Source organism: Kitasatospora sp. NPDC059812, from assembly GCF_042732075.1.
Taxonomy (GTDB): Bacteria; Actinomycetota; Actinomycetes; order Streptomycetales; family Streptomycetaceae; genus Kitasatospora.
The window spans coordinates 48246-74790 of sequence record NZ_JBHWIO010000002.1 but is presented as its reverse complement, the minus strand read 5'-3'; the positions used below and the strand labels follow the sequence as shown (position 1 = coordinate 74790).

At 72.3% G+C, this 26545-nt stretch carries 28 protein-coding genes; 13 read left to right on the top strand and 15 right to left on the bottom strand.

Going from position 1 to position 26545, the window contains the following annotated elements; translation table 11 throughout:
- The 3 genes from ACFV6D_RS01440 (at position 1) to ACFV6D_RS01430 (ending at position 5489) form a co-directional block, all read left to right on the top strand.
- Positions 1–720 carry a 3-oxoacid CoA-transferase subunit B gene (locus tag ACFV6D_RS01440; protein ID WP_079135861.1) on the top strand — a complete coding sequence of 240 codons (720 nt, stop codon included), beginning with the start codon at positions 1–3 and terminating at the stop codon, positions 718–720.
- 623 nt (positions 721–1343) lie between these two features.
- The gene (locus tag ACFV6D_RS01435; protein ID WP_380557526.1) at positions 1344–3473 is read left to right on the top strand and encodes a glycosyltransferase family 2 protein; all 2130 of its coding nucleotides are present in this window, start codon (positions 1344–1346) and stop codon (positions 3471–3473) included.
- 84 nt (positions 3474–3557) lie between these two features.
- Positions 3558–5489 (top strand): galactose oxidase-like domain-containing protein, encoded by a 1932-nt coding sequence (locus tag ACFV6D_RS01430; protein WP_380557523.1) that lies wholly within the window; start codon positions 3558–3560, stop codon positions 5487–5489.
- A 79-nt stretch (positions 5490–5568) separates the two neighbouring features.
- Here the strand turns inward: ACFV6D_RS01430 and ACFV6D_RS01425 are convergent, their stop codons facing one another.
- The 4 genes from ACFV6D_RS01425 to ACFV6D_RS01410 form a co-directional block, all read right to left on the bottom strand.
- The gene (locus ACFV6D_RS01425) at positions 5569–6666 is read right to left on the bottom strand and encodes a glycoside hydrolase family 6 protein (protein ID WP_380557520.1); all 1098 of its coding nucleotides are present in this window, start codon (positions 6664–6666) and stop codon (positions 5569–5571) included.
- Positions 6667–6862: 196 nt separating this feature from the next.
- Positions 6863–7591, bottom strand: a complete 729-nt coding sequence (locus ACFV6D_RS01420; protein WP_244293451.1) for a uracil-DNA glycosylase — start codon at positions 7589–7591, stop codon at positions 6863–6865.
- 78 nt (positions 7592–7669) lie between these two features.
- On the bottom strand, positions 7670–8938 hold the full coding sequence (locus tag ACFV6D_RS01415) for a low temperature requirement protein A (protein ID WP_380557517.1): 1269 nt from the start codon (positions 8936–8938) through the stop codon (positions 7670–7672).
- Positions 8939–9021: 83 nt separating this feature from the next.
- Complete coding sequence (locus ACFV6D_RS01410) at positions 9022–9801, bottom strand: HAD-IIA family hydrolase (protein ID WP_063349252.1); 780 nt, start codon at positions 9799–9801, stop codon at positions 9022–9024.
- Between the two features lie 515 nt (positions 9802–10316).
- On the opposite strand from ACFV6D_RS01410, the gene ACFV6D_RS01405 reads away from it, so the two are divergent.
- The 3 genes from ACFV6D_RS01405 (at position 10317) to ACFV6D_RS01395 (ending at position 13017) form a co-directional block, all read left to right on the top strand.
- Positions 10317–10751: a hypothetical protein gene (locus tag ACFV6D_RS01405; RefSeq protein WP_380492349.1), complete on the top strand. Its 435-nt coding sequence runs from the start codon at positions 10317–10319 to the stop codon at positions 10749–10751.
- Between the two features lie 191 nt (positions 10752–10942).
- Entirely contained in the window at positions 10943–11794 is an 852-nt protein-coding gene (locus ACFV6D_RS01400) for a hypothetical protein (RefSeq protein ID WP_380492347.1), read from the top strand.
- Positions 11795–11928: 134 nt separating this feature from the next.
- Positions 11929–13017 carry a Gfo/Idh/MocA family oxidoreductase gene (locus ACFV6D_RS01395; protein ID WP_380335070.1) on the top strand — a complete coding sequence of 363 codons (1089 nt, stop codon included), beginning with the start codon at positions 11929–11931 and terminating at the stop codon, positions 13015–13017.
- A 98-nt stretch (positions 13018–13115) separates the two neighbouring features.
- Here the strand turns inward: ACFV6D_RS01395 and ACFV6D_RS01390 are convergent, their stop codons facing one another.
- Positions 13116–13538, bottom strand: coding sequence for a type II toxin-antitoxin system VapC family toxin (locus tag ACFV6D_RS01390; protein ID WP_380557514.1), 423 nt, complete (start codon positions 13536–13538; stop codon positions 13116–13118).
- On the bottom strand, positions 13531–13815 hold the full coding sequence (locus tag ACFV6D_RS01385) for a type II toxin-antitoxin system Phd/YefM family antitoxin (RefSeq protein WP_371518778.1): 285 nt from the start codon (positions 13813–13815) through the stop codon (positions 13531–13533). The genes ACFV6D_RS01390 and ACFV6D_RS01385 overlap by 8 nt, the downstream gene beginning before the upstream one ends.
- A 194-nt stretch (positions 13816–14009) precedes the next feature.
- Here ACFV6D_RS01385 and ACFV6D_RS01380 point away from each other — a divergent pair, with 194 nt between their 5' ends.
- Positions 14010–14303 carry a DUF6412 domain-containing protein gene (locus ACFV6D_RS01380; protein ID WP_063349248.1) on the top strand — a complete coding sequence of 98 codons (294 nt, stop codon included), beginning with the start codon at positions 14010–14012 and terminating at the stop codon, positions 14301–14303.
- 81 nt (positions 14304–14384) lie between these two features.
- Positions 14385–15080 (top strand): YidC/Oxa1 family membrane protein insertase, encoded by a 696-nt coding sequence (locus ACFV6D_RS01375; RefSeq protein WP_380557511.1) that lies wholly within the window; start codon positions 14385–14387, stop codon positions 15078–15080.
- A 69-nt stretch (positions 15081–15149) separates the two neighbouring features.
- Here the strand turns inward: ACFV6D_RS01375 and ACFV6D_RS01370 are convergent, their stop codons facing one another.
- Both ACFV6D_RS01370 and ACFV6D_RS01365 read right to left on the bottom strand, forming a co-directional pair.
- Positions 15150–15836 carry an HAD family hydrolase gene (locus tag ACFV6D_RS01370; protein ID WP_380557508.1) on the bottom strand — a complete coding sequence of 229 codons (687 nt, stop codon included), beginning with the start codon at positions 15834–15836 and terminating at the stop codon, positions 15150–15152.
- A gap of 29 nt (positions 15837–15865) precedes the next feature.
- The gene (locus ACFV6D_RS01365) at positions 15866–16456 is read right to left on the bottom strand and encodes an NUDIX hydrolase (protein ID WP_380557505.1); all 591 of its coding nucleotides are present in this window, start codon (positions 16454–16456) and stop codon (positions 15866–15868) included.
- Between the two features lie 261 nt (positions 16457–16717).
- Between ACFV6D_RS01365 and ACFV6D_RS01360 the strand changes: the two genes are divergently transcribed.
- On the top strand, positions 16718–17485 hold the full coding sequence (locus tag ACFV6D_RS01360; RefSeq protein ID WP_380557502.1) for a CDP-alcohol phosphatidyltransferase family protein: 768 nt from the start codon (positions 16718–16720) through the stop codon (positions 17483–17485).
- A 31-nt stretch (positions 17486–17516) separates the two neighbouring features.
- Here the strand turns inward: ACFV6D_RS01360 and ACFV6D_RS01355 are convergent, their stop codons facing one another.
- Positions 17517–17912 carry an ArsR/SmtB family transcription factor gene (locus ACFV6D_RS01355; RefSeq protein ID WP_380335086.1) on the bottom strand — a complete coding sequence of 132 codons (396 nt, stop codon included), beginning with the start codon at positions 17910–17912 and terminating at the stop codon, positions 17517–17519.
- 175 nt (positions 17913–18087) lie between these two features.
- Here ACFV6D_RS01355 and ACFV6D_RS01350 point away from each other — a divergent pair, with 175 nt between their 5' ends.
- Positions 18088–19077 (top strand): zinc-binding alcohol dehydrogenase family protein, encoded by a 990-nt coding sequence (locus ACFV6D_RS01350; protein WP_380557499.1) that lies wholly within the window; start codon positions 18088–18090, stop codon positions 19075–19077.
- A 114-nt stretch (positions 19078–19191) separates the two neighbouring features.
- Here the strand turns inward: ACFV6D_RS01350 and ACFV6D_RS01345 are convergent, their stop codons facing one another.
- The 6 genes from ACFV6D_RS01345 to ACFV6D_RS01320 all read right to left on the bottom strand — a co-directional run bounded on the left by ACFV6D_RS01345 (position 19192) and on the right by ACFV6D_RS01320 (position 24556).
- Positions 19192–20019, bottom strand: a complete 828-nt coding sequence (locus ACFV6D_RS01345) for a putative adhesin (protein ID WP_380335092.1) — start codon at positions 20017–20019, stop codon at positions 19192–19194.
- A gap of 137 nt (positions 20020–20156) precedes the next feature.
- Positions 20157–21350 carry a PQQ-binding-like beta-propeller repeat protein gene (locus ACFV6D_RS01340; protein ID WP_380335094.1) on the bottom strand — a complete coding sequence of 398 codons (1194 nt, stop codon included), beginning with the start codon at positions 21348–21350 and terminating at the stop codon, positions 20157–20159.
- 177 nt (positions 21351–21527) lie between these two features.
- A complete protein-coding gene (locus ACFV6D_RS01335) occupies positions 21528–22658 on the bottom strand; it encodes a methyltransferase domain-containing protein (RefSeq protein WP_380335097.1) in 1131 nt (376 codons plus the stop codon).
- Positions 22659–22912: 254 nt separating this feature from the next.
- Positions 22913–23761, bottom strand: a complete 849-nt coding sequence (locus ACFV6D_RS01330) for a helix-turn-helix transcriptional regulator (protein ID WP_063351379.1) — start codon at positions 23759–23761, stop codon at positions 22913–22915.
- Between the two features lie 178 nt (positions 23762–23939).
- A complete protein-coding gene (locus tag ACFV6D_RS01325; protein ID WP_063349240.1) occupies positions 23940–24197 on the bottom strand; it encodes a hypothetical protein in 258 nt (85 codons plus the stop codon).
- Entirely contained in the window at positions 24194–24556 is a 363-nt protein-coding gene (locus ACFV6D_RS01320) for an ATP-binding protein (protein WP_380557496.1), read from the bottom strand. The genes ACFV6D_RS01325 and ACFV6D_RS01320 overlap by 4 nt, the downstream gene beginning before the upstream one ends.
- A gap of 180 nt (positions 24557–24736) precedes the next feature.
- Between ACFV6D_RS01320 and ACFV6D_RS01315 the strand changes: the two genes are divergently transcribed.
- The 3 genes from ACFV6D_RS01315 (at position 24737) to ACFV6D_RS01305 (ending at position 26440) form a co-directional block, all read left to right on the top strand.
- On the top strand, positions 24737–25588 hold the full coding sequence (locus ACFV6D_RS01315) for a helix-turn-helix domain-containing protein (protein ID WP_380557493.1): 852 nt from the start codon (positions 24737–24739) through the stop codon (positions 25586–25588).
- Positions 25589–25591: 3 nt separating this feature from the next.
- Positions 25592–25777: a DUF397 domain-containing protein gene (locus ACFV6D_RS01310; RefSeq protein WP_380557490.1), complete on the top strand. Its 186-nt coding sequence runs from the start codon at positions 25592–25594 to the stop codon at positions 25775–25777.
- Between the two features lie 258 nt (positions 25778–26035).
- A complete protein-coding gene (locus tag ACFV6D_RS01305) occupies positions 26036–26440 on the top strand; it encodes a hypothetical protein (RefSeq protein WP_371518744.1) in 405 nt (134 codons plus the stop codon).
- Positions 26441–26545 lie beyond the last annotated feature (105 nt).

Here is a 26545-nt window from a genome sequence, read left to right as displayed (position 1 = left end):
ATGTCCACCCCGACCAGCACCCGGTCCCCCGCGCCCACCCCGCAGACCGCCCACCGACCGCAGGCCGTCCGCCACCCGCAGCCCGGCCTCGACCCGCGCAACGCCCTGGCCGCCCGAGCCGCCCGCGAACTGCGCGACGGCCAGTACGTGAACCTGGGCATCGGCCTGCCCACCCTGATCCCCAGTCACCTCCCGCCGGGCGTCGAGGTGGTGCTGCACTCGGAGAACGGCATCCTGGGCGTGGGCCCGTACCCGGTCGAGGGCACGGAGCACGCCGATCTGATCAACGCCGGGAAGGAAACGGTGACGGTCGCCCCCGGCGCCTCGTACTTCGACTCCGCCTTCTCCTTCGGCATGATCCGGGCCGGCCGGATCGACGTCTCGGTGCTCGGCGCCATGCAGGTCTCGGCTGCCGGCGACCTCGCCAACTGGATGATCCCCGGCAAGATGGTCAAGGGCATGGGCGGCGCGATGGACCTCGTGCACGGGGCCCGTCGACTGATCGTGGTCATGGAGCACACCGCCCGGGACGGCTCCCCGAAGATCGTCGAGGAGCTCTCACTTCCCGCCACCGGCCGAGGAGTTGTCAACCGGATCGTAACCGATCTGGCCGTGATCGACGTGACGCCGGACGGGCTGCGGGTGGTGGAGACGGCCCCGGGCACGGGGTTCGCGGACGTCCAGGCCGCGACGGGCGCCGCCCTCCTTCCACCGCTCTGACCGGGCCGGGTCGACCGGACCGGCCAGCACCAACCGGACCGGACGCGCCGACCCCGCCCCACAGCAGCGGCCGGGCCTCCCGTCGGGGAGGTCCGGCCGTTCGCTTTGCCTCAGTGCCGCCGCTGCCGTCGCCCCGTCCGCCGAATTCGCTGCATTAGCACCACTGCGGTGCGGATTGGCCGGGAACCGTAGGATCTTCATGCTTGCGCGGTGATCATTTCCCAGACCGGTTGCGATCACGGTTGCCCTCCGGGAGAGTTGGGGGCGCCGTGGATCCCGCGTGCCCGGAGGGGAAGCCGGGAGCGCGCCGGGATCCGCATTCGAAGTCCCCGCAGGCGCGCAATGAATTCCGCTCGCAAACGCCCACCGGCGCAAGCAGAAGCATGACGCGAATGACGGCCCGAAAACCGCTTGGAAACAACGGCGGTCCACCGGGCGGTGTTTCACGGGGACGGCTTTCGAGGCAAGAGGCAAGGCGAAGCAAAGCTCCGGGGGGAGCGGACCAGCCCCGCCGAACGCGGCCGGCCAGGCGCGCCACGGGACGGCGGATCGCATACCCCCGGTCTGAACACGCACCAACGGGCCCGCCGCCACGGCCGGGCCCCGGCCGGGGGGAGCAGACGATGACCACGCCGTTCGCGCGACAGAAGGACGCCGGGACGGCCCGCGGGCGAGGCGCCGGGCGGCGGCTCGACGACGACCTGGCCGCCGTTCCCGTACCCGAAGCCCCGTACGACTACGGTCACTTCAGCCGGCTGGCCGGCCCGGCGCACGACCCCGACGAGGAGGACGACCTCGGTGGCGGCGTCTACCGGCCCGAGCCCGCCCGGCACGGAGCCCCGCCGACACCGTGGCACGCGTACCAGGCCGCACAAGAGACCGTGCACCAGGCCGCGCAAGAGCCCGCCCCCGCCCCCACCGCCCCCTACCGCGTCCAGTACCGCAGCCTGCTGCGCCGCGAGCCGCACCGGATCCGCGCCGCCCTGCTGATGGTGGCGGCCCCGCTGGTGGAGGTGGTGCTGCTGGTGTGGCTGCTGCTGCCGGAGCACTGGCCGGAGCGCCCCGGCGAGACGCACACCCTGGTGCTGCTGGGCGACAAGGTGATGATCGGGATCATCGCCGTGGTCGAGGTGTTCCGGCTGGTCAACGTCGTGTCCAACACCCACGCCACGCTCGTCGCCCGCGATCCGATACCGGTGACGCCGGAGTCCGGCACCCGGGTCGCGTTCGTCACCGCCTGCGTGCCGGGCAAGGAGCCGGCGGAGATGGTGCGGGCCACGCTGGTCGCGGCACGCGCCGTCCGGCACGACGGCCCGTACGACGTCTGGCTGTTGGACGAGGGAAACGATCCTGCGATGCAGGCGCTCTGCACCGAGCTGGGCGTCCGCCACTTCAGCCGCTTCGGCCGCCCGTACTGGAACCAGCCCAAGGGCCGGTTCCGCACCGGCACCAAGCACGGCAACTACAACGCCTGGTTGCAGGCGCACGGCGACGACTACGACTTCTGGGTCTCGGTGGACACCGACCACGTCCCGCTGCCGGACTTCTGCGAGCGGATGCTCGGCTACTTCCGCGACCCCGACGTGGCATTCGTGGTCGGACCCCAGGTGTACGGGAACTACCGCAGCTCGGGATCGGCCGTCACCAAATTCTCCGAGAGCCAGCAGTACCTCTTCCACGCACTCATCCAGCGCGCCGGAAACCGTTACGGCGCTCCCATGTTCGTCGGCACCAACAACGCCGTCAGAATCCGTGCGCTCCAGTCGATCGGCGGGTTGTACGACTCCATCACGGAGGATATGGCGACCGGCCTGGAGTTCCACCGGAGCCGGAACGCCGAGACCGGTGAACGCTGGAAATCCGTGTACACCCCGGACGTGCTCGCGGTCGGCGAGGGCCCGTCCTCCTGGACCGACTTCTTCTCCCAGCAGCTGCGCTGGAGCCGCGGCACCTACGAGACCCTGCTCACCCAGTACTGGCGGGTGCTCTGGCGGCTGTCGCCCGGGCGGCTGCTCAACTACTCGCTGATGGTGGGCTTCTACCCGATGGCGGCGCTCACCTGGCTGCTCGGCGGTCTGTCCAGCGTGCTCTACCTGGTGTTCGGCGCCTCGGGGGTCCACGTGTCCTCCGAGATCTGGATGATGCTGTACAGCGACGCCGCCGCACTCCAACTGCTTCTCTACACCTGGAACCGCAAGCACAACGTGAGCCCGCACGAGCCGGCCGGCTCCTCCGGGGTCGCGGGCATGCTGATGTCCGCGCTCTGCGGCCCGGTCTACGCAGCCTCGCTGGTGCAGGCGCTGCTGCGGCGGCGCAGCCGCTTCGTGGTGACGCCGAAGGGCCGTTCGGCCAGCGCGGACCGGGTGAGCACCTTCCGCTTCCACCTGTTCTGGACGCTGGTGTTCGGCGGCGCGATAGCGGCCTCCTTCTTCACCGGCTACGACCACGTCGCGATGCGCACCTGGGCCTGGATCGCCCTGGTCCTGACCGTGCTGCCGATCCTGGTGCTGGCCGGCGACGCCGTCCGCCGCCGGCGCACCCGGCCCACGGCCACGCTCACCGTCACCGGCGGTCCGGCGGCGACCCCGAGGGTCGTCCTGGAGAAGCGCCGCCCCCGGCACGCCCGCGATCCCCGGCACGGCCGGGCCGCACCGGTCGCCCCGGCCGCCCCGGCCGCCCCGGCCGCGCCGGCCGCGCCGCCGGGCGTCCCCGCGGCACCCGACCGGGCGGAGCACACCACCACCACCCGCTGAAGCCGCCCGACCCGCCAGCACACCCGAACCGCCAGCCACCCCGAACCTCACGAGCTCCCGAACCTCACGAGGGGACCAACCACCGTGAAGATCCACAAGACCGGCCGGACCAAGCGCTTCGCCCTCGGCAGCACCGTCGCGCTGACCGTCGCCGGGATGAACGCGCCCGCCGTCCTCGGCTTCGCCAGCCAGCAGTACCACCAGTACGTGATCAACCGCCCCGACTACAAGGCGGAGTACGGCCACTGGCAGACCCTCACGCTCCCCGCCGAGTTCCGGGTCAACGCCGTCCACGCCACGCTGCTGCGCACCGGCAAGGTCCTCATCGTGGCCGGCTCCGGCAACGACGAGAAGCGCTTCGACGCGGGCAGCTTCCGCAGCCTGCTCTGGGACCCGGCCGCGAACACCTACAAGCTGATACCCACCCCGGCCGACATGTTCTGCGGTGGCCACGCCTCGCTGCCGGACGGCCGCGTCCTGGTGGCTGGCGGCACCCAGCGGTACGAGAAGCTGGCGGGCGTGGTGAAGAGGGCGGCTGGCGTCATGCGGGTGCGCAACGAGAGCCCCGAGCGCGCCAGGACGTTCCCCAAGGGCACCGTCTTCGTCGGCCCGAACGGACGCGAGTACGCCTCCACCGTGCCGGTGACCGTCCCGGCCGCGGTGAAGACGGGCGCCGGCAAGCAGGCCGTCGTCACCGCCGGCGAGCAGCACGTGTTCGTCGAGGCGGTCGGCGAGGGCGCCGACTACGTCACCGACTCCCCCGCCCAGTACCGGATCAAGGGCCTGGCCGGGGTCGACGCCCACAACCTGTACGGGCAGAGCACGAAGCTGACCCTGGACAAGCAGGAGTACCAGGGCATCCGCTCCGCGTTCGAGTTCAACCCGGACACCGAGCTGTACGAGCAGGTCACCGACATGGCGTACGCCCGCTGGTACCCGACGCTCACCGGACTGGGAGACGGACGGGTGGTCACCGTCTCGGGCCTGGACGACACCGGGGAAATCCTCAACGGCAACGACAACGAGATCTACGACCCGAAGAACAAGACCTGGTCCAAGGGCCCGGACCGCTACTTCCCGACCTACCCGTCGATCTTCCTGACCGCCTCCGGCAAGCTCTTCTACTCGGGCTCCAACGGCGGCTACGGCCCGGCCGACAAGGGCCGCGACCCCGGGGTGTGGGACCTGTCGAACAACGGCTTCCAGCCCGTCCCCGGCCTGCGCGACCCCGCCCTCACCGAGACCTCGTCCTCGGTGCTGCTGCCGCCCGCGCAGGCCCAGAAGGTGATGGTGCTCGGCGGCGGGGGCGTCGGCGAGTCGCCGCTGTCCACCGCCCGCACCGACATCGTCGACCTCTCCGCCGCCAAGCCCGCCTTCACCCCGGGCCCGGACCTGCCGGCCGGCGGCACCCGCTACCTGAACAGCGTGATCCTCCCGGACGACACCGTGTTCACCACCGGCGGCTCCAGCGGCTACCGGGGCCGGGGTGCCAGCGACCTGCTCAAAGCGCAGGTGTACCACCCGGACACCAACAGCTTCAGCACCGCCGCCGAGCCCGCCGTCGGCCGCAACTACCACTCCGAGGCACTGCTGCTGCCGGACGGCCGGGTGGCCGTGCTCGGTTCCAACCCGCTGTTCGCGGACAAGGCCGAGACCACGCCGGGCGGCTTCGAGCAGCGCATCGAGATCTACACCCCGCCGTACCTGTTCCACGGCGACCGCCCACAGGTGGCCGCCGCGCCGGGGGCCGCGAAGCTCGGCACCACCGTGCGGATCGGCACCGCCCGGCCGGACGCGGTCGCCACCGCCAAGCTGATCCGGCCGAGTTCGGTCACCCACGTGACCGACGTCGAACAGCGGTCGGTGGCCTTGGACATCAGCGGTCGCACGGCCGACGGGGTCTCGCTCACGCTCCCCGCCAACCCCAACCTGCTGCCGCCCGGCTGGTACATGCTGTTCCTGACCGACGCCGCCGGCACTCCGTCGGTCGCGCGCTGGATCCAGGTGACCGGCTGAGCGACACCGGGTGCGTCACGGCCTGGTACGGACCCGGACCCGCACTGGTGCGGGCCGGCACTGGTGCGGATCAGCCCCCTCAGCGGGCGGCCTGCGCCAGGCCGAGCGCGTACGGCAGCCAGAACTCGCCCGCCCGGGGCTCGCCGCGCCCGCACTCGCCGTCCGACTCCCCCGGATTCTTGATCCACAGGTAGGCGTCGACCCCGGCCCGGCCGGTGTCGGCGGTCGGCCGCTCACCGAGCGCGCGGCCGGGCGGGTTGCACCAGGCGTCGCCGCCCAGCGGGCCGTTGCCGTTGCGGCTGGTGTCGATGACGAAGTGCTTCCCGCCCAGGGCGGCGGAGAGCTGGCCGCCGTAGGCCGTGTTGCGGCCGGTGTCGTAGAAGTTGGCGACGTTCACCGCGAAGCCGTCCGCCGCCGCGATCCCCGACTTGCGCAGCGCGGTGGACAGTTCGGCCGGGTCCTGCGACCAGCCGGGGTTGCCCGCGTCCAGGTAGACCCGCACCTGCGGACGCTTCTTCAGCTCCTGCACGGCGAAGGCCAGCAGGCCGTACCGCTCGGCGGCCAGGTCGCCCTTGATCCCGCAGCTGTCCAGGGTGTGCGCGACGGCGTCCGGCTCCAGCACCACCCAGGCCTTGCGGTCGCCGAGGGCCTCCGCGACACCGCTGATCCAGGCCCGGTAGGAGGCGGCGTCGGCGGCGCCGCCGGCCGAGTACAGGCCGCAGTCGCGGTGCGGGATGTTGTAGGCGACGAAGACCGCCGTCCGGTCCGCCTCGGCGGCCCGGCGGCTGACCTGTTCGGCGATCTCCTTGGCGCCCTGCTCGCCGAGCCACTGCGAGGAGGGTTGGGCGGCGATCCGCAGCATCGTGTCGGCCTCCGCCGGCCGGCCCTGGCCGCGCAGGGCGGTCACCTGCCGGGCGGCGTTGGTCTGGTCGGAGACGTAGAAGGCCTGGCCGGGGAGCTGGGCGAGGCTCGCGGGGCCGGTGCCCGGGTTCGCGGCGGAGGCGGTGGGCGCGGCTGTGGACACGGCGGCGTTCCCGCCGGCCGCGGCACCGGCCGAGGCCCCGCCGCCCGGGCCGCCGGGTGATCCCTTGGCCGATCCGGCGGTCGAACCGCTACAGCCCGCGGCCCCCGCCAACAGCACGACCAGGGCCGCCCCCACGGCCCGTCGGATTGCCACTACCCGTCCCACCCGGCGCACGTACCGCCCCTCCCCCCAGAGCCGGTCCGGCGACCGGTCGGCACCAGCTAAGCACACCGGCCACCGCCCGCCCGCGACGGGCGGTGAACGCCGGGTGGCCGTGAGCGGGCGGACGGGCGACCCCGCCCGCCCGGACCGCCCCTCACCCAACTCCCGGGCGCTCAGCCCCAGGTGCTCAGCCCTGCTTCAGGTTGGGCACCTGCCAGTCGATCGGCTCGCCGCCGAAGCCGTCCAGCGCCGTGTCGATCTGCGAGAACGGGCGGCTGCCGAAGAACAGCTTGGCCGACAGCGGCGACGGGTGCGCCCCCTGCACGACCACGTGCTTGGACGTGTCGATCAGCGGCAGCTTCTTCTTCGCGTAGTTGCCCCACAGCACGAAGACCACCGGCTCCTCGCGCTCGCTCACCGCCTTGATCACGGCGTCGGTGAACTTCTCCCAGCCCTTCGCCTTGTGCGAGTTGGCCTCGTGCGCGCGCACCGTGAGCACCGCGTTGAGCAGCAGGACGCCCTGTTCGGCCCAGTGCATCAGGTAGCCGTTGTCCGGGGCGGGGATGCCGAGGTCGGCGTCCAGCTCCTTGAAGATGTTGCGCAGCGAGGGCGGCGTCCTGGTGCCGGGCAGCACCGAGAAGCTCATGCCGTGGGCCTGGCCGTCGTCGTGGTACGGGTCCTGCCCGAGGACCAGCACCCGGACCTTCTCGTACGGCGTGGCCTCCAGCGCGGCGAACTCCTGGCCGCTCGGCGGGAACACCTGGTGCTGCGCACGCTCGGCCGCCACGAAGGCCGCCAGCTCGGCGAAGTACGGCTTCTCCGTCTCGGCGCCCAGCACCGGGCGCCAGGACTCGGGCAGCTCCAGCCCGCCGCCCTCGCCAGCCTCCACCACGCCCGCCTCGACCGTGTCCGTCACGACATCTACCTCCCACACCGCGGCTGTTGTGCCGCACGCCCTCTTTCACCCCGAACGCTACACAGCCCCACCGACAACTCACTCCGCCGAAGCCGCAGAAGGCGCAGAAGGCAGCGCGGACCCACCAGGCAGCGGGGCCCCAGCGGGAACTACAGGCAGCGCCGACCCCGAGGGAGCCACCGTCGCGGGGCCCGAACCGGCCGCCCGCACCACCCGGACGTGCTCCACCACGTTGAGCGCCACCAGCAGCACCGCCAGTGCCACCAGCACCGCCAGCGCCGGCAGCCGCACCACCGCCGGCGCCAGCCCCAGCACCACCGCCGCCGCACCAAGCCGGGTCGTCGCCACCTTGCGGAACATCATCCAGCGGGTGTATCCGAAGGTCAGCAGGTACAGCCCGCACCCGCCGTACAGCAGCGCCACCGACCCCGGGCCGAGCGCCTGCCACGGGTCCGCGACGGTCTCCCCGAAGCCGACCGCCACCCCGATCACCCCGGCGGCCAGCGCCAGGTGCCCGTATTGGAAGATCCGCCGGACGACGTCCCGCCGGGAGTCGGCGACCTCGACGGCGTACCGCATGGCGTCCGCCGCGTACACGAAGTACTGCCACCACAGCCCCGCCGAGATGGTGAACGCCGCGGCCACGGCGGCGAGTTCGGCCACGTCCAGCCGGGCGCCGGCCGCCGTCCCGCCGATGCCGACGATCGACTCGCCGAGCGCCACCAGCAGGAACAGCGCGAACCGCTCCGGCATGTGCGAGGGGTGGTACGCCACCGCCGCCAGCCGCCGCCGGAACACCAGCGGCGCGGCCAGGTCGCAGAGCGCTGCCGCCGCCCACAGGGCCAGCCGCGGCCCGTCCGGCAACAGCCCGCCCACGACCAGCAGCGGCCCGCTGACCAGCACGCCGGCGCCGTACGGGCCGCGCCAGACGCCCGGCAGGCGGATCAGCAGGAGCAGCAGCACCAGCCGGGCCAGCCAGTACGCGGCGCCGAGCAGCACGCCCCGCCCGCCGTACGCGCCCGGGACGGCGAGCGCCATGAACAGGCCGGCCAGCCCGACCGCCAGGATGCCGAGGCGGTCCCGCAGGTTGTCCACGTCCCGGATGTTGGCCTGCACGGTGGTGCCCACCCAGCACCAGTACACCGGCACGAACACCACCAGCGCCCGGACCAGCCCGGTGGCGTCGTGGTGGTGGTGCAGCAGCCCGGAGACCTGGGTGATCGCGAAGACGAAGACCAGGTCGAAGTAGAGCTCGGCCCAGGTGACCCGCTTCTCGTCGGCCTCCCCGCCGACGCCCCCGGCGTCCCGCCGCGCCTCCGGCGGCCCCGCATCCCCCGTCGCACTCATTGCGCCGTTGCCTCCCCACAGGTACGAAACGGGCCCCGGCCCGGCGACCGGCCGGGACGGGGCCCATGACAGCACCGCAGAGGCTAGACCAGCTCGACCAGGTCCGCGATCGACTTGACCACCCGGGTCGGCCGGTACGGGAAGCGCTCGACGTCGGCGGCGGCGGTCAGGCCGGTGAGCACCAGGATGGTCTCCATGCCGGCCTCCATGCCCGCGACGATGTCGGTGTCCATCCGGTCGCCGATCATGACGGCGGTCTCGGAGTGGGCCCCGGCGGTGTTCAGCGCCTCGCGCATCATCAGCGGGTTGGGCTTGCCGACGAAGTACGGCTCGACGCCGGTCGCCTTGGTGATCAGGGCCGCGACCGAGCCGGTGGCCGGCAGCACGCCCTCGGGGGACGGGCCGGTCTCGTCGGGGTTGGTGCAGATGAACCGGGCGCCCTGGTTGATCAGGCGGATCGCCTTGGTGAGCGCCTCGAAGCTGTAGGTGCGGGTCTCGCCGAGGACGACGTAGTCCGGGTTGTTGTCGGTCAGCACGTAACCGGCCTGGTACAGCGCGGTGGTGAGCCCCGCCTCGCCGATCACGTAGGCGGTGCCGCCCGGGCGCTGGCCCTTGAGGAACTTGGCGGTGGCCAGGGCGGAGGTCCAGATGCACTCCTCCGGCACCTCCAGGCCCATCCCGGCCAGGCGGGCGCTGAGGTCGCGCGGGGTGTAGATGGAGTTGTTGGTGAGGACCAGGAACGGCTTGCCGGACTCCCGCAGCCTGCGCAGGAACTCCTTCGCGCCAGGAATGGGCGTGCCCTCGTGGATGAGGACGCCGTCCATGTCGGTCAGCCAGGACTCGATGGGCTTGCGGTCTGCCACGTAGGTGTCTCCTTGGTCTTGCAACGGTTCTGAACGATTTCGCACATCGCTCCGGACCGGACACCCTCGGCCGGCCGGGCGCCACTGGCTGCCCCAACACGGACCAGCCTAGAGCCTGCCTCCTCGGGCCGACCGGGGCGGCCCCGGACGGGAACGACCACGGCACGCCTGCGGCAACGCATCCGCGTGCACCACTTCCGCCCGGGCACGGCCGCGGTGCGAATGGAGGCAGTCGGCCGGTGGGCGGGTTCGTCCGCGCAAACGCGCTACGCCGATGAGGGGACCACCGGGCGGTTCGTACCGGATCTTCCCGTGCGCTCCTGACCAGCGAAGTCGCACAGGAAGTCGGACAGTTCCGGTCCGGCTTTCGGCACGTCGGCGCGATGATCGAAGGGACAGGCGGGCCGCTCGGTGTTCTTGTTCTGGTGAGAGCCGGTTCGGCTCTCGTCACCGTGGCATCCGTGTTCGGCTGTGCTGCCGGGCGCGTGAGCCCATCCTTCCCAGAACAGGGCCCCATGAAGATCCATCGCATAGCCGTCGCAGCTCTTGCCGTCGGCACCTTGCTGGCCGGAGGCACGGCTGCGGCCGTGGCCAACACCTCGACGAACACACCGAGTTCAGCATCGACCGGTCAGACCCGCAGGGACGCCGTGGCCTGCGCGGTCGCCACCGTCTCCTCGTCGGTCGCCGCCTCCAACGCCTCCACCGCGGCAGCCGCGGCGCAGGCCGACGCCGCGTCGGCCGCCGCCGCCCTCAAGACCTTCATCGCGGCGACCCAAGCCGTGCCACCCAACGCCGCCGCCGAGGCCGCAGCCGCCACCAGCGCCAGCGCCGCCGAGGCCGCCGCGGTCACCTCCTCCGCCGCTGCCGCCACCGCGGCCGCCACCGCTGCCACCGCCAGCGCCGCCGCCGTGAAGGCCTGCGCCGTTGCGGTGACCCCCACCGCCTGAGACGGACGCGCGGCATCGCTCGGCCGCCGGGTCAGGCCGTGGCGCGAAGCCTCCACGGCCTGGCCCGGCTTGGCCCGGCCCGCTCTCGCGAGCCGTGCCCGTGCCCGTGCCCGCAGCAGCCGCCGCAGCCGCTGCCGCAGCGGGCACGGCACCACGAACACGGGGGTCTCCATCAACCCGAAGGGAACATCATGCGACGCATCCGCACCATCCCGGTCCTCGCCAGTTCCGTCGTCCTGACCGCCGTGCTGGCCGCACTGGCCCCCACCTCCGCACAGGCGGCCGTGGCCTGCAACGAGACGGCGCTGGTCGCGGCGATCAACGCCGCCAACAGCGCCGGCGGGGGCAACGTCGTCCTCGCGACCGGCTGCGTCTACACCATCACCTCGTCGCACAGCAGCGACACCGACGGCGCGAACGCGCTGCCGATCATCACCACCGCCATCACCCTGACCGGTAACAACGACACCATCACGCGCTCGACGACGGCCGGTACGGCCGGCTTCCGCATCGTCAAGGTGGCCGCGGGCGCCAGCCTCACCCTCAAGGGCAACGTCACCCTCAGCAACGGCTCCGCCGTCACCGACGGCGGCGGCATCCTCAACTACGGCGCGGTAACCCTCACGGCCAGCGCCCTGACCGGCAACACCGCCCAGGGCAGGGGCGGCGGCCTGGCCAACGAGGACGTCGGCGCCCCCCAGAAGGGGGCGGTGGCGACCTTCACGAACAGCACCGTGGCCAGGAACAGCGCCACCGGCCAGGGCGGCGGGATCTACAACGGCCTGCGCGGGTCGCTCACCACCACCAGCAGTTTCATCGACGCGGGCAACAGCTCCGGATCCCAGGGCGGCGGCATCGCCGCCATCGACTCCACCTCCACCACGCTGACCAGCACCCAGATCAGCGCCAACCAGGCCGTCATGACGGCCGGCGGAATCTACCGGCAGAACGGAACCATGACACTCACCACGACACCGGTCAGTGGAAACACCCCCGACAACTGCGTCGGCAGCTCCCCCTCGGTACCCGGCTGCGTCGGCTGATCCGTCAACTGCCCTGAGGCGCCTTGCCCCCATGCCGTCCGACGAGCGAGGGCGCGAACCGACGTCCGCCCCGCCTCCCGGCTCCGCCACTGCGAAACCGGGAGCAACCGGGCGCCTCGTGATTGAGTGGGCGCATGAGCGCCTCGACCCCCTCGTCCTCCCCGGACCGCCCGTTCCGCGTCGGCCTGATCGGCTACGGCCTGGCCGGCTCCGCCTTCCACGCCCCGCTCATCGCCACCACGCCGGGGCTGCGGTTGGACGCCGTGGTCACCGCCAGCCCCGAGCGCCGCGAGCAGCTGCGCCGCGAGCACCCCGGCGCCCGCGCCGTCGACACCCCCGAGCAGCTGCTCGCCGACCCGGACGCGCTCGACCTCGTCGTCGTCGCCTCGCCCAACCGCACCCACGCCCCGCTCGCCCGCGCCGCCCTGCGCGCCGGGCTGGCCACCGTCGTCGACAAGCCGCTGGCCGGCACCGCCGCCGAGGCGCTGGAGCTGTGCCAGCTCGCCGAGGCCCGGGGCACCCTGCTCTCCGTGTTCCAGAACCGGCGCTGGGACGGCGACTTCCTGACCGCCGCCCGGCTGGTCCGGGGCGGCGCGCTCGGCCGGGTGCACCGCTTCGAGTCCCGTTTCGAGCGGTTCCGCCCGAAGCCCAAGCCCGGCTGGCGTGAGCTCGCCGACCCGGCGGAGGTCGGCGGCACGCTGTACGACCTGGGCAGCCACCTGGTGGACCAGGCGCTGACGCTGTTCGGCCCGGTGGAGACGGTGTACGCGGAGGTCGACGTGCGCCGGGACGGCGCGGTCGTCGACGACGACGCCTTCCTCGCCCTCACGCACGCCTCCGGCACCCGCTCGCACCTGTGGACCAGCGCCATCACCCCGCTGATCGGCCCCCGGCTGCGGGTGCTCGGCGACGCCGCCGGGTACGTCAAGCCCGGCATGGACCCGCAGGAGGCGGAGCTGCGGGCCGGGCACCGACCGGACGGCGCCCGCCCGTGGGGTGCCGACCAGCCCTCGCAGTACGGCACCCTCGGCACCGACGAGTCCTCGATCGCGCTGCCCACCGAACCGGGCGACTACCCCGCCTTCTACGCGGGCATCGCCGCCGCCCTGGCCTCCCCGGGCACCCCGCCCCCGGTCGACCCGCGCGACGCGGTGGCCACCCTGGCCGTCCTGGAGGCCGCCCGGGCCTCCGCCGCCACGGGCACCACGGTCCGCCTGGGCTGAGCGGCTTCCGGGCCTGCCGCCCCCTCAATTCCACTTCTAAGCTGCTTAGATGATCAGCCGAAGGGGCGGCAGGCCACCAGCGCGAAGAGCGGCGGCCGTCACACCCCGATGACCTCCACCGCCGAGCCCAGGCCCCGGAAGTCCGCGACGTTGCGCGTGTACAGCGGCAGTCCGTGGGCCGAGGCCACGGCCGCGATCATCAGGTCGATCCGGCGCGGACGCGGCTGCCGGCCGGCCGCGATGGTGAGGGTCACCAGCGTGCCGTAGCGGGCGGCCGCCGCCGCGTCGAAGGGCAGCGGGTCGAAGTCGGCCATCGCCGCGCCCAGCACCTCCAGCCGGGCCGCCCGGCTGACCGCGTCGCGGGCCATCGACACGCCCTGTTGCAGCTCCGCGAAGGTGATCGCGGTCAGCTCCGGCACGGCCGGCAGGCTCGCCGGGGAGAGCAGGGCCAGATCGATGTAGACACAGGTGTCGAGCACCCCGGCCGGCCGCCGCCGGACTGCCCGTCTGCGCTCAGCCACGCCGCCGCTCGAACGGGTCGTCGCCCTCGTCGCCCACCAGCTCCTCCGGCCCGAGGTACTCCTCGGCCTCCTTGCGCATCTGCTGGTAGTCCACCCGCGGCAGCTTCACGTGCCGCGCCACCAGCTCCTCCGCCGTGAGCCGCCGCCGTCCGGACACCGGTCGCAGCTCCGCGACCTCGACCCCGTTCCTGGTGATGTGGAAGGTCTCCCCGGCCTCCACCGCATCCATCACCGCGGCGGAGTTGTTCCGGAACTCCCGCTGGGTAATCGTCTTCATCCCTCCACGGTAGCCCCGTGTAGCACCTGCGGCTACGCCCCTGCACCGCTTCGCGAAGCACCCCGGCGCGGCGGGTGCGCCACGGGAATTCCGCGCCGGGCGGGAACTCGGCGGGCTCGGCGATCGTCCTGAACGTCTGAAGTCCCCCGAGTCCGTGGGGCCCCAAGCCCGTCACGTCGAAGGAGGAGCAGCGCATGACCGTCGTCGCGATGCTCCTCGGGCTGCTCCGGGTGCTGACCGGGGAGCTGGTGACCGAGGGCGGGACGGTCGCGTCGGTGGCGGCGGTCGCCGCCGTGGCGCTGCTGGCCGGTGCGGTCGCGGGCACGCTGGCGGGGGCGCGGCTGCTGGGCGCACGGGCGCCCACGGCGGTGCGCAGCGGGGTGCTGCGGCGGCGCGCGTTCCGTACGGCCTTCCTCCCGCAGCGCGATCCCGATGCCCGGGGCAGGCGACGCCCGAGGGCGCCGGGTGCGGCCCCGGCGGCCGCGTAGCTTCGTCGTCTTCCGCCGTTCCACGCGGCCGTCCTCCGTCGACCACTCGTTTTCCGAGACCCCCGGAGGGCTCGCTCCACCATGTCCGTTCTCGCTGTTCTCGACCCGGCCGTCGCCGTCGCCCATGCCGCCGTCGCCGCGCTGGCCCAGGTACTGCCGACCGCGCTGGCGATCGTCCTGTTCACCGTCGCCGTCCGGCTGGCGTTGCATCCCTTCGCGCGCGCGGCGGCGCGGGGGGAGAAGTCGCGGGCGCGGCTGGTGCCGAAGGTCGCCGAGGTGAACCGGAGGTTCAAGGACCGCCCGGAGAAGCTGCGGGAGGCGCTCGCCGAGTTGTACCGGGAGGAGCGGGCTTCGCCGTTCGCGGGGTGCCTGCCGATGCTGGTGCAGGTTCCGTTCTTCTCGGTGATGTACCGCCTGTTCACCACCCCGAACGGCCTGCTGGACCACACCCTGTTCGGCGTGCCGCTCGGCCTGCACGTCGGGAGCGCGCACGGCGCCGGGCAGTTGGCGGTGTTCGGCCTGCTGTACGCCGGGCTGGCGGCGGTCGGGTACGTCAACTTCCGCCGGGCCAGGCGGGCGGCGGCCGCGCAGCCGACCCCTCAGCCGGGGGCGGGGCTGCTGCCTTACCTGTCCTTCGGGTCGGTGCTGTTCGCGATGCTGGTGCCGGTGGCCGCGGCGCTCCACCTGGTGACGACGAGCACGTGGACGGCCGCGGAGCGGGCCTGGCTGCACCGGGGTGGCGCACCGGCGCCGACGGCGGCGGCGCTCGCGCTGTGAGCCTCGCGTTGTGAACACCGCCGCCGAACCCGCCGATCTCGCCGAGGCCGCTGACCCCGCCGGCCTGCGTCAGAAGTGCCGCAGCAGTTCGGGGAAGGCCGCCAGTTGCAGGGTCGCCTCGTCGGGGCCGAGGTCCTGGTGTTCCAGGACCCAGGTGTGCTGGTGCGGGATGAAGACCGTGCGCAGGCCGGCCCGGCGGGCCGGGGCGATGTCGGACTTGGGCGAGTTGCCGATCATCCAGGTCCGGTCGGGGTCGAGGCCGAGCTCGGCGCCGAGCCGCCGGTAGGTGTCCGCCGACTTCTCGGCCACGATGTGGACGCCGCGGAAGTGGTGGTCGATCGTGGAGGCCGTCACCTTGCGCTGCTGCTCGTCGAGGTCGCCCTTGGTGAGCAGCAGCAGGTGGTGGCGTCCGGCGAGGTCGGCGAGGGTGTCGGCGACGCCGGGGATCAGCTCGATCTCGCGGCTGCTGAGCGGAGTGAGGAGGCCGTCGATCCGGGCTTCTTCGGCCGGGGTGGGGGTGCGGTCGCCGTTCAGCCGCCGCAGGCAGTCGGCGAGGCTCTGCCGGAACACGGCGGCGCCGTAGCCGAGGGCGGCGGAGTTGGCGGCTTCGATCTCGTCGAGGACGGCCCTGGCGCGGTCGCGGTCGGCCGGGGCGGCGACCCAGTCCAGGAAGCCGTCGATGACGCGCTCGAAGAGGACGTTGTTCTCCCAGAGCGTGTCGTCGGCGTCGAAGATGAGGGTCTGGTCGGTGTGCATCCGGGTGTGCTCCAGCGGGGTTCGGAAGGTCAGGCGGGGGCGTCGAGCAGGCGGCCGGCCCGGTCGAGCGTTTCGCGGAGGTTCTCCTCGGTGGTCCGCTGCCGGGCCTCGGCGATGGTCAGCCACTCCAGCGGGGCGGCGGGGTTCTCCGGCCGCGCCCGCTCCGGGGTGCCGGTGGCCAGCAGGAAGCGCAGGTCGGCGTGTTCGTGGGCCGGTTCGGCGGGCGAGGCCGGGACGGGCACGACGGCGAGGTGGACGAGGGCGAGGTGGACGAGGGCGGCGTCGGGCCACGGGGTGAGGTCGGTGAGCCCGGTCTCCTCCAGGCCTTCGCGCAGCGCGATGTCCAGCGGCCGGGTCTCCCCCGGGTCGCCGTGGCCGCCGACCTGGAGCCAGGCCTGCTGGCGGACGTGCCAGCGCAGGAGGACGCGCCGGGTCGGCGGGTGGACGATCAGCGCGGAGGCGGTGAAGTGCAGCGGCGTCCCGCGGTCCCAGGCGTCGGCGGCCCCGGTGAGGTGGCGGACGCGCTCGTGGTCGGCGGTCTCCGTCGGGCCCTGCGGCCGGTGGCCGGCCAGCAGTTCGGTCAGGCCCGGGCTGTGCACCGCGCCGCCTGTGGTCACCATGATCAGCACTCCTCGTTGCGCTCCGGACCACGTCAACGTCAACCGGCTTGCGGGGGCGGGTGATCGGGGCCGGGGCTTCCGGTTCCGGCGAACCCGCGAAGCCTAGCCCCGGGGCCCTCCGGCGGCCCACCGGTTTTCCTCCCGGGGCCGCCCGGCAGCTGGCTCCCCCCTCTCCGGACGGCCACGAAGGGCCGGTCGGGGCGGCGCCCGGGAGGCCGTAGCCTGTGGTGATCGTTTCGGGACAGGTGGAGGGATGTCGTCATGGTGGCTGCTCCGGCGCTCGCGGACTTGCGCGAGGTGTGCCAGCCGCAGGCCAAGCTGCAGAGCCGCAACGGTGAGCACTGGGCGGGACGGCTGTACATGCGCCGCATCTCGCTGCGCACGACCCGGCAGTTGGTGCGCACCTCGGTGTCGCCGAACACCCTCACCTGGGTGATGGTGGTCTGCGGGGTCGGCGGCGGGGCGGCCCTGCTGATCCCCGGTCTGACCGGCGCCGTGCTGGCGGCGGTGCTGTTCCAGCTGTTCCTGCTCTTCGACTGCGTCGACGGCGAAGTGGCGCGCTGGAAGCGCCAGTTCAGCATGGTCGGGGTCTACGTGGACCGGCTCGGCGCCTATCTGGCGGACGCGGCGCTGATGATCGGCGCGGGCGTGCGGGCGGCCCGGGGCGGGTCGGAGCTGTGGGTGTCGGTGGGCCTGGCGGCCGCGCTGGGCGTGGTGCTGCTCAAGGCCTCGACGGACCTGGTGGACGTGGCCCGGGCCCGCAGCGGGCAGGCCCCGGCGGACGAGGAGTCCACCCAGCCGCGCTCGCAGGGCATCGCGACCGCGCGCCGGCTCGCCTCGGTGTTCAAGATCCACCGGGTGACGAACGGCATCGAGGCCTCCCTGGTGCTGCTCGCGGCGGCCGCGGTGGACGCGGCGCTCGGCAACCTGGACGCGACGCGGGCGGCGGTCGCGGGGATCGCGGTGATCACCTGGGGCATGGTGGTGGCGCACCTGGCGTCGATCCTGTCCTCCTCGCGCCTGCGCTGAGCGGGCCGCGCCGCTGCGCGCGGGCGGCTGCCTACGCGCGGGTTTCGGCCCGCGCGTAGGTCTCGGCCTGCGCGTGGGGCTCGGCCTGTACGTCGGCTTCGGCCCGCGCGTGGGCGGCGAGGATGGTGTCGAGGAGGCCGGGGAAGCGCTGTTCCAGGTCGACGGCGCGCAGGGCGGAGAACTTGCGGTTGGCCTCCTCGCGCTGGTGGATCAGGCCGGACTCGCGCAGCACCTTGAAGTGGTGGCTGAGGGTGGAGGGGGCGACGTCCACCGGGAAGGTGCCGCAGGCCCGCTCGGGTTCGGCGCGCAGGATGCGCACGATGGTCATCCGGGTGGGGTCGGAGAGCGCGTGCAGGACGTCGAGCAGGTCGATCTCCCCGGTCGCGGGGTGGGTGAGCGCCGGTCGGCGCCGGGTGCTGCGGGGCATGATCCGACCTCTCTGATCTGCGTTTGACCTGCGTCTGATCCGCGTCTGATCCACTTCTGATCAACATCTGATCTGCGCCTGATCTGCGATGTTCGACAATCATCGAAACTGCGTGGTACCACTGCCTCACGTCAATTTCGCCGTTCGTCGAACATCGTAGTCGAGGGGGACCGACATGCGCGCACTGGTGATGACCGCACCCGGTGGGGCCGAGCACACGGAGATCCGGGAGGTCGAGGCCCCGAGCCCCGGCCCCGGCCAGGTTGCGGTCGACGTCGCCTACGCCGGGCTGAACTTCGTCGACGTGATGGGCCGCCGGGGCGACGCCGGCTACGTCACCGCCTGGCCGTACCGGCCGGGCAAGGAGGTGGCCGGCACCGTCCGGGCGGTCGGCGAGGGCGTCACCGGACTGGCGGTGGGCGACCGGGTGGCGGCCGCGCCCGTCGGCGGCGGCCTGGCCGAGGTGGTGCTCGCCGAGGCCGCGCTCACCGTGCCCGTCCCGGACGGGCTGGCGCTGCGCGAGGCCGCCGCCGCCCCGCTGGGCCTGGCCACCGCCGTGCTGCTGCTCACCGACGCCGGCCGGCTCACCGCCGGGGACACCGTCCTGGTGCACTCGGCCGGCGGCGGGATCGGCCACGCCGTCGCCCAACTGGTCCCGCTGATCGGGGGTGGCGGTCGACTGATCGGCACGGTGGGCCGACCGGAGAAGGCGGCGGCCGCCGTCGCCTCCGGCTACGACCACGCCTTCGCCCGCGACGAGGCGCTGCCGGAGGCCGTCCGGGCCGCGACCGGCGGCCGGGGCGTCGACCTCGTGCTGGACCCGCTGGGCACCGAGGCCCTGGAGCTCGACCTCGAACTCACCGCGCCCAACGGCCGGATCGTCCTCTTCGGCAACGCGGGCGGCGGCGCCGTCGCCGACCTCCCGCCGCTCGGCCGCCTGATGGCCGGGAACCTCACCGTCACCGGCTTCAGCCACCGCGCCCTGGCCGCCACCGCCCCCGAGCGGCTGGCCCGAGCCATCCGCACGGTCCTCGACCTGCTCGCCGCCGGTGACCTCACGCTGCCGGTCACCGAAGTCCCCGGCCTGACCGCCGTCCCCGCCGCGCACGATGCCATGGCGGAGGGTCGGGCCACCGGCAAGTACGTGGTGCGCGTGGCCGGTTGAGCCCTGCCCCGGGCGGCGCCCCTTGCGCAGGAAGTCGGGTGGGCCGACTTCCTGCGCAGAGCGCGGAGCGCGGAGCCTGAAGCGCGGAGCCCGGAGCGTTGGAGGCCGGGCGGGTCAGGGGTTGTAGAGGCCGCCGGCCTCGCCGGGGTCGCCGGGGCCGTTGTAGCCCTGAGGACGGCCCTGGTTGCGCGTCCCGGGCCTGTTGGTCTCGACAAAGCGACAGGCGGCGAAGTGCACGTCGCCCATGCCGGGCCGCAGGATGTCGCTCAGCAGCACGTCGCCGTCGAAGACGATCGAGCGGCCCGCGAGTTGGGGGTCGGTCAGCGTGGCGACGTTGATGACGGCGGCGGCTGGCGTCCCCGGGTCGAGTTCGACGTCGTACCCGCCGCCCACCGGGCTGGCGATCGCCGGGTTTCCCCGGATGGTGAGGCCGCTGGGGTAGGAGATGGTGTAGTTCTGCAGGCTCCGCCCGCCCACCACGGTGCGCGTGGCGCCACGGTCCTGCCCCTGTTCCACGCTGCCGCCCCGGTTGGCGCCGTTCTCCACCTGCCCGCCCAGGTCGTCGGGGAGGACCATCCCGTGCTGCGTGTAGAAGTGCACCCTCGTCCCCGCGGGCACCCGGAAGGTGCCGTTCGCGGCCTCCCAGGCGCCGTGACCGCTGAGCACGAGACCGTCCGTACGCGCGGGCGCGGTGTTGTCGGCCTCCCAGTCGTCGTCCGGGTTCTGGTGATTGATCATGGGCCGGTTCTGGTCGGCCGCGCGCTGGATCCCGGTCGCGCGGAGCATCTGCACGACGGCCGCGTTGCCGTGGCTGCTCTGGAGGCCGAGCAGCGACTGGGCGGCGGCCTGCGCCCGGTTCGGGTTCCTGGTCGCCGGCTCCGAAGTGCGGGCCGGCGTGCGGGCCTTGCCGGCGGCACCCTTGGTCCTGTCGTGGGCGTGCATCGTCCCCCTCTCGACTCGAAAGCTCACTCTCCTGGATATCGGTGGCGTCGGCCCGGGCGCCAGGTCCGTACGGGCAGTGCCCGCTGCCTGAAGGCGCACCGCGCGGTGCCCTGCCGCGCCGAGACCTCGCGCGGTGGTCAGGCCGCGGGTATGCCCGCCGCGTAGAGGCCTGCCCGGCTGCCGCGGTAGGCGACGCCGCCGAAGGCCGTCAGCGAGAGCCCGGTGTACTCGGTGCCGAACTTGGCCGGATCGTCCTGCCATTGAAGCCGGCCGGTGGCCAGGTCGAGGGTGTGCAGCCGACCGTCGTTCAGCGCCACGTAGACCCGGCCGTCGGCGACGGCCATGGTGCTCATGCCCCGGCCCAGGCCGTCCGGCACCGAGGAGGTCCACCGGCTGCGGCCCGTACTCGCCTCCACGGCGACGACCCGGTCGTTGTCGAGGAGGCAGAGCGTCCCGTCGGCGACCGGGGCGGGCCGGACACCGGGGTGGCCGAGATCGTCACGCTGCCAGAGCACCCGGCCGGTCGCCGCGTCCAGGGCGGAGACGGTCGAGGCGGCACCGGTCGAGGCAGAGGCGGTCGAAGTGGCGCCGGTCGGGGCGGAGGCAGCGGAAGTGGACAGGTAGAGGACGCCCTCGTGGACCACGGGCCGGTCGACGAGCTTGCCGACGGCGGGCTGCTCCCAGCGCCGCTCACAAGTCTTCGCGTCGAGGGCGGAGATCCCGCCTGCGGGGGCGGCGAGGTACACGGTGCCGCCCGCGATCGCCGGCCCGCAGGCGGCCTCCAGCGGGCCGGCCCACCGGGCCTCGCCGGTCGCCGCGTCGTAGGAGTGGACGCGGCCGTCGCAGGTCACGAACACGTCCCCGCTGACGGTGGGGCCGTCCGTCCATCCGGACAGGTAGCCCCCCGGCGCGGGCACGGCCCATCGGACGGCTCCGGACGCGGCGTCCAGGGCGTGGACGTGGGAGTCGGTGGTCACGCAGACCAGTCCGTCGCCTGCGGCGATCGGCCAGCCGAAGTTGCTGTCGGCGGGATTGTGCGAGGTGACCTTGGCGCTCCAGCGCGGGGTGCCGGTCCGCAGGTCGAGGGCGCTGACCGTGCCGTCGAAGTCCGCGACGTAGAGGTCGGGCTGCGGGGTGGCCGACAGGGCGACCCGGCTGCCGGTACCGGTCCTGCTCCAGACGCGGTGGCCGGTGTCGGCGTCCCGCCGCGCCCACCAGCCGATGCCCCCGACGGTGACGGCGGCCCCCGCCACACCGGCGACGCCCAGCAGCATGCGCCTGCGGCTGACGTGGGGGCGGACGGGATCGGTCTGCGATTCGTTCGAGGTCACACCGAAGGTGACCGTCTGCGCCCGCCGCCGGTTCCACCGCGCGGGCGAGCTTCACAAAAGGCGCCGAGAAGGGCGGCCAGGATGCGGCCGGGATTCTGAAGGCTGTGCGCAGGAAGTCGGACCGGCCGACTTCCTGCGCGGGGACTCAGGTCAGTCGCTTGAAGCTTCGCGGCCGGGTCATCCGATCAGCTTGCCGGGCTCGTCGAGCCACACGTGCTGTTCACCGGTCGGCGTCATCGTCACGCCGAAGCGGGTGAGGTCCGGTTCGCCGTCGGCCAGCCATCCCCGGCGGGCGCGGACGATCTCGTCCCACAGGCGGCGGGGCCCGGCCTGCTGGACGGCGTCGGCGGCGCCCCAGTCGTGGTGGCGGACGGACGCCCAGGAGCCGACGCCGTCGGAGAGCTGCATGCGGTAGGTGCCGCCGGGGTCCGTGTCGTCCCAGGTGTGGTGATACCGAACGCCGGGCACCCGGAGGCCGATGGCGAACGCCACGTCCACGTTCTCCAGCGCCAGCTCCGGGTCGATCGGCGACGAGCCCCGGTGGATCGGCCGGTCGGTCGGTTCGGTCACCGGGTGGGGGCGCTGGCTGCGGACCCACATGAAGCTGACGTTGTCCACGAACCTGCCGTGGGAGGGCTCCCCCGGACCGCCGACCACCAGGCGCAGGAGTCCGGCGTTGGCGTAGGGCGTGCCCCAGGGGGTGACGATCACGCCGCCGGGGCGGGTCTGTTCGAGCCAGGCACGCGGCAGTCGGCGAACCGCCGCCGTGGAATGGACGCGATCGTAAGGCGCCCGGAGGGGCTGGCCTTCGAGGCCGTCGCCGGTCGAGCAACTGGGGTGGAAGCCTGCTGCGGTGAGTCGTCGGGCCGCTGCGGCGGCGACCGCTCGATCCACCTCCACGGTGGTCACGTGGGCGTCGCCGAGCCTGGCGGAGAGGAGCGCGCTCGTCCATCCGGTGCCGGTGCCGATGTCGAGCACGGTGTTCCCGTCGACCACGTCCAGGTGCCGGAGCATCCGCGCGACGAGGGACGGCATGGAGGCCGAGGAGGTGGCGATGCCCGGCCCGGTATCCAGGCCGTCATCGATCTGGGTGACCACCACCTCGTCGGCGTTCACCAGCGCCCACCAGGCGTCCGGGTGGTCGGTCCGGGTGATCAGGCCGTAGCCGGTCGGCCTGTCGCCGTCCGGGGCCCAGACGGAGTCCGGGACGAAGGAAGAGCGCGGGGCACGCTCGAACGCGCCCCGCCACCCCTCGCCCAGTGCCCCCGCTGATTCCATTCGGGTCAGCAACTGTGCGTAGTCGTCCATCAGTTAGCGCTCACTTCTTCGGCGGCGTCACGGGCTTGGTCCACTGACCGTCGGACTCCTTCGGGGACTGCTTCTTGTCCCCGTCCTCGCCACCCTTGCCGTCTCCGTGCTCGCCCATTCCGGCTCCTCTCGATCGGTGCCGGTCATTCGGGTGCCGGCAAGGTCCTGTCCAGCACGGTAGAGGCCCAACCTTGCTGGCGTGAGCGGCATTTCTCCGTATTTCTCCTGTGCGCGGCGAGGCTTCCGCAGGTTTCTCAGGTGGCTGCCAGTGCCAGCGTCGAGCGCGCACGGGCGATCAGCCGGTGTGCTGCGGGGCCGCACACCGCAGCATCGTGCAGCTTTCCCCAGACCTTCCGGTACAGCGCGATGTCGGCGGGTTCATCGAGCCACAGCTCAGCGTTCCACGTCTCGACGATCGCGAGCCTGTCGTCGTAGATCCAGAAACCGTGCTTGGGAATGACTGTCACCGGAGCCCCCAGCGGAACGATCCCCACCTCAACCGTGTCGAGCCCCAGCAGGCCACCCAGTCGATCGAGTTGAGCGGCGAGAATGTCGGGCGGACAGATCTGCACGTACAGTGCGGCCTCGGACATGATGAAGCGGAAGCGCTTCCCTCGCTGGTAGAGGGACTCCTGACGCTTCAGCCTGGCACATACTCCTTCCTCGATGTCACGTGGCCCGTCGTCCAGATCGGTTGCGTGAGTCAGGACGTGGCGGGCGTATTCCGCGATCTGGAAAATGCCCGGGATGATGGCAGGTTCGTAGCCGGTGGTCACCGCCGCCTCCCGGCCGTGCCTGACTCCGGCTTCCTCGCGCACCCGGTGCCCGCCGGCCAGCACCCGCTTCCATCCCCGATAGCGGGACTCCAGGCCTTGCAGCCTGCCTTTCAACTCGGCAGCGACCTCCGGACGCCCCAACGCTTCGGCCCACGCCTGGAGATCTGCGGGAGTGGCCGTCTGCTTGCCGTTCTCCAGCTTCGAAATCTTCGACGCCGGCCAGCCCAGTCGTCCGGCGAGGTCGCGGCCGTTCACGCCCGCCTCGGTGCGCAACTCCCGTAGCCGCACACCGAGGGACAGCCGGGCCTGCTGAAAATCGGTGCTCACCACCCGGAGGCTACCTGCCGACTGAACTCGCACGTCGGAACCGCGAAGTGCCGTGCGGCATCGCAGGCTTGGCACTCGGCAAGCACTGCGCGGGTGACCGTGCGGTCGTGGAGGTGACGAGCGCGGGTTTCGCAGAGGGCGCCGAGGAGGGCGGCCAGGAGGTTGAAGGTCAGGAGACCTAGCATCGGCGGCGGTCCCGCTCGCGCTTGTACTCGCGGAGGAGGGCGAGGAGGTTGATGAGGGTGCTCGCCGGGATGTTGCCGAGGGAGACGAGGGCGCGGCCGTTGAGGTTGGTCTCGCCGGGCTGGGCGGAGGGCCACAGGAGCCCGAACTCGCGACCTTCGGTCCGGAGTTCGACGATGAGTCCGGTGATCTGGCGGGCCGTGAGGTGGTGCAGCGCCGGATCGGCCGGGTGGATGGGGTGGTGGGCGATCACGCGACACCGTCCAGCTCGAACCAAACGATTTTGCCCAGCTTCAGGGGGTCGACGCCCCAGCGGTGGGTGAGGCCGGTGACCAGCTGGAGGCCCCGGCCGGACTCGGCGAGCGGGCAGGGCGTTCGCTGCTCGGGGAGGGCGGAGGAGCGGTCCGCGACGGTGACGCGGAGAGTATTGGAGAGGAAGTGGATGAGGACGACGGGGGAGGTCGTCTCGCCGTGACGCCAGGCGTTGACGATCAGTTCGACGAGGGCGAGCTCGGCGTCCGCGATGGAGGAGGACGACCAGCCGACGCGGGTCATGCCGTCGCGGAGGGTGTCGCGAGCGAGGGTGAGGGAGGGGGAGTTGAGGTTACGCACAGGGATCTCCCGGAGAGGTGAAGGGGAAATGCCGAGCGGGCCACTGACGCCCGGTTCGGTGATCGGTGCATCACCGACTGTAGGGCACTGGTGGTACATGTACGGGTACTTCTACCCCACTCTTCACTCGATCGATGGATTGCTGGACCCTTCGCGGGATCGCGATGGATGCTTGGGGGCATGCCACCACGAACCACCCCGTCGGCCAGGCAGGAACGAGTAGGCACCGAGCTGCGGAAGATGCGCGACTGCGCGGGCCGCACAACCGCCGAAGCCGCCGCGCTGTTCGGATTCGCCCGACCGAAGATCACGCAGATCGAGAAGGGGCAGTACCCGATCAGCGCCGAGCGGGTACGCATGCTCGCCTGCGACTACGAGGAGGGCGATCACGCCTTCGTGGAAGCGCTCGCGGCCATGGCCGAGGAACGCCACAAGGGTTGGTGGGAGGACTACCGAGGGTCCGTACCGCCTGGCTTCCTCAACATCGCCGAGATGGAGTACTTCGCCAGGGGAATGCTCACCTATCAGATCTCGCACATTCCCGGCGCTATGCAGACAGAGGAGTACGGGAGAGCGATCTTCAAGGACGTCTACCCGACGCTTCCGCCTCGACTCCTCGAAGCACGTGTCGAGCACCGACTTCAGCGCTCGGCACTACTGATGGGCGAAGGTGCTCAACCGTACTCGGCGCTGGTTCACGAAGCCGCCCTGCGCATGCTGTTCGGTGGCCGCGATGCCGCAAAACACCAGCTGGACAAGCTGCTTGAGTACTCAGAACTTCCGCACGTGGCGCTTCGAGTGATCACCTTCAGCGCCAATGGGTTCATTGGTGCGGGCCAAGGCATCTTCTACGCGAAGGGGCCAGTTCCCCGCTTGGACACCGTCCAGCTCGACGCAGTTGGCGGCCCGGCGTTCCTGCATGAGCAGAAGCACTTGGAGAACTACCGCCACATCATTGACACGATGGCCGAGCGGTCTCTCACCGAGAGCCAGTCTCGTGATGCCATCAGGCTTATCAAGAAAGAGATCTAAGCCATGAAGACCCTCCACTGGAAGCGCCCCAAGGCCTGCGCAGACGGCAACTCCTGCCCTGAGGTGGCCATAGGTCCCGATGTCATATACATCCGCAGCACTCTTCTACCCGACGCCATCGCCCAACTCACCCCCACCGAATGGCGCGACCTCGTCTCCGCCATCCGCGCCGGAGAGTTCGACGTCTGATCCACCGCAACTGGCGGGCCGTTCGTCGAACGGCCCGCCCTGGCCGTCCCCTTGAGCCCCTTCCGTCCCTACTAACCCAGCAGTCCGATAACCCCATTTTCATAAGACGGCCTGATCCCACCGCTCCCCAACCGCCCCCGACCCGACGCCGGTTTGCCGCCGAGGAGGGCCGGGGTAGTGCCGAGGAGTTCGCACTCCCACGGACCTCAAGTCCGGTGCGGGCACTGATGCTTAGACATTGCGAAGGGATCGATATCCATGAACAGGACCCTCCGGAACGCCCTCGTGGCAGTCGCCGCCGTCGGCGCCCTCGGCGTCGCCGCTGCCGCTCCCGCCATGGCCGCAGACACCACGCCGGCCCAGCCGACGGCCCGGGTGCAGGCGCAGCTCAGCAACCCGAAGACGGTCAAGGCCGACGACTTCAACAAGGCCCGCGACATCCTGATCAAGGCGGGCAGCAAGACCGCCGAGAAGACCCACCCGTCCCACGGCGTCAAGGACGTCCCCGTCTCCTACGGCACGAGCCTGCTCGCCGAGGCCCGCGACGAGTTCCGCGCGGCGGACAAGAACCTGCCCGAGAAGGACAAGCAGTCCGGCATGTCGCACGCCCACTACAAGGCCGTCCACGACGCGGCCAAGAAGATGGGCATCGACACCTGGTAACCCCGCCCGGGGGGGGGGGGGGCGGGGGGCGCCCCCCCCCCCCGGCCCCGCCCCCCCCCCCCCCCCCCCCCCCCCCCGCGCGCGCCCGCGCGCGCGCTCGCAGCC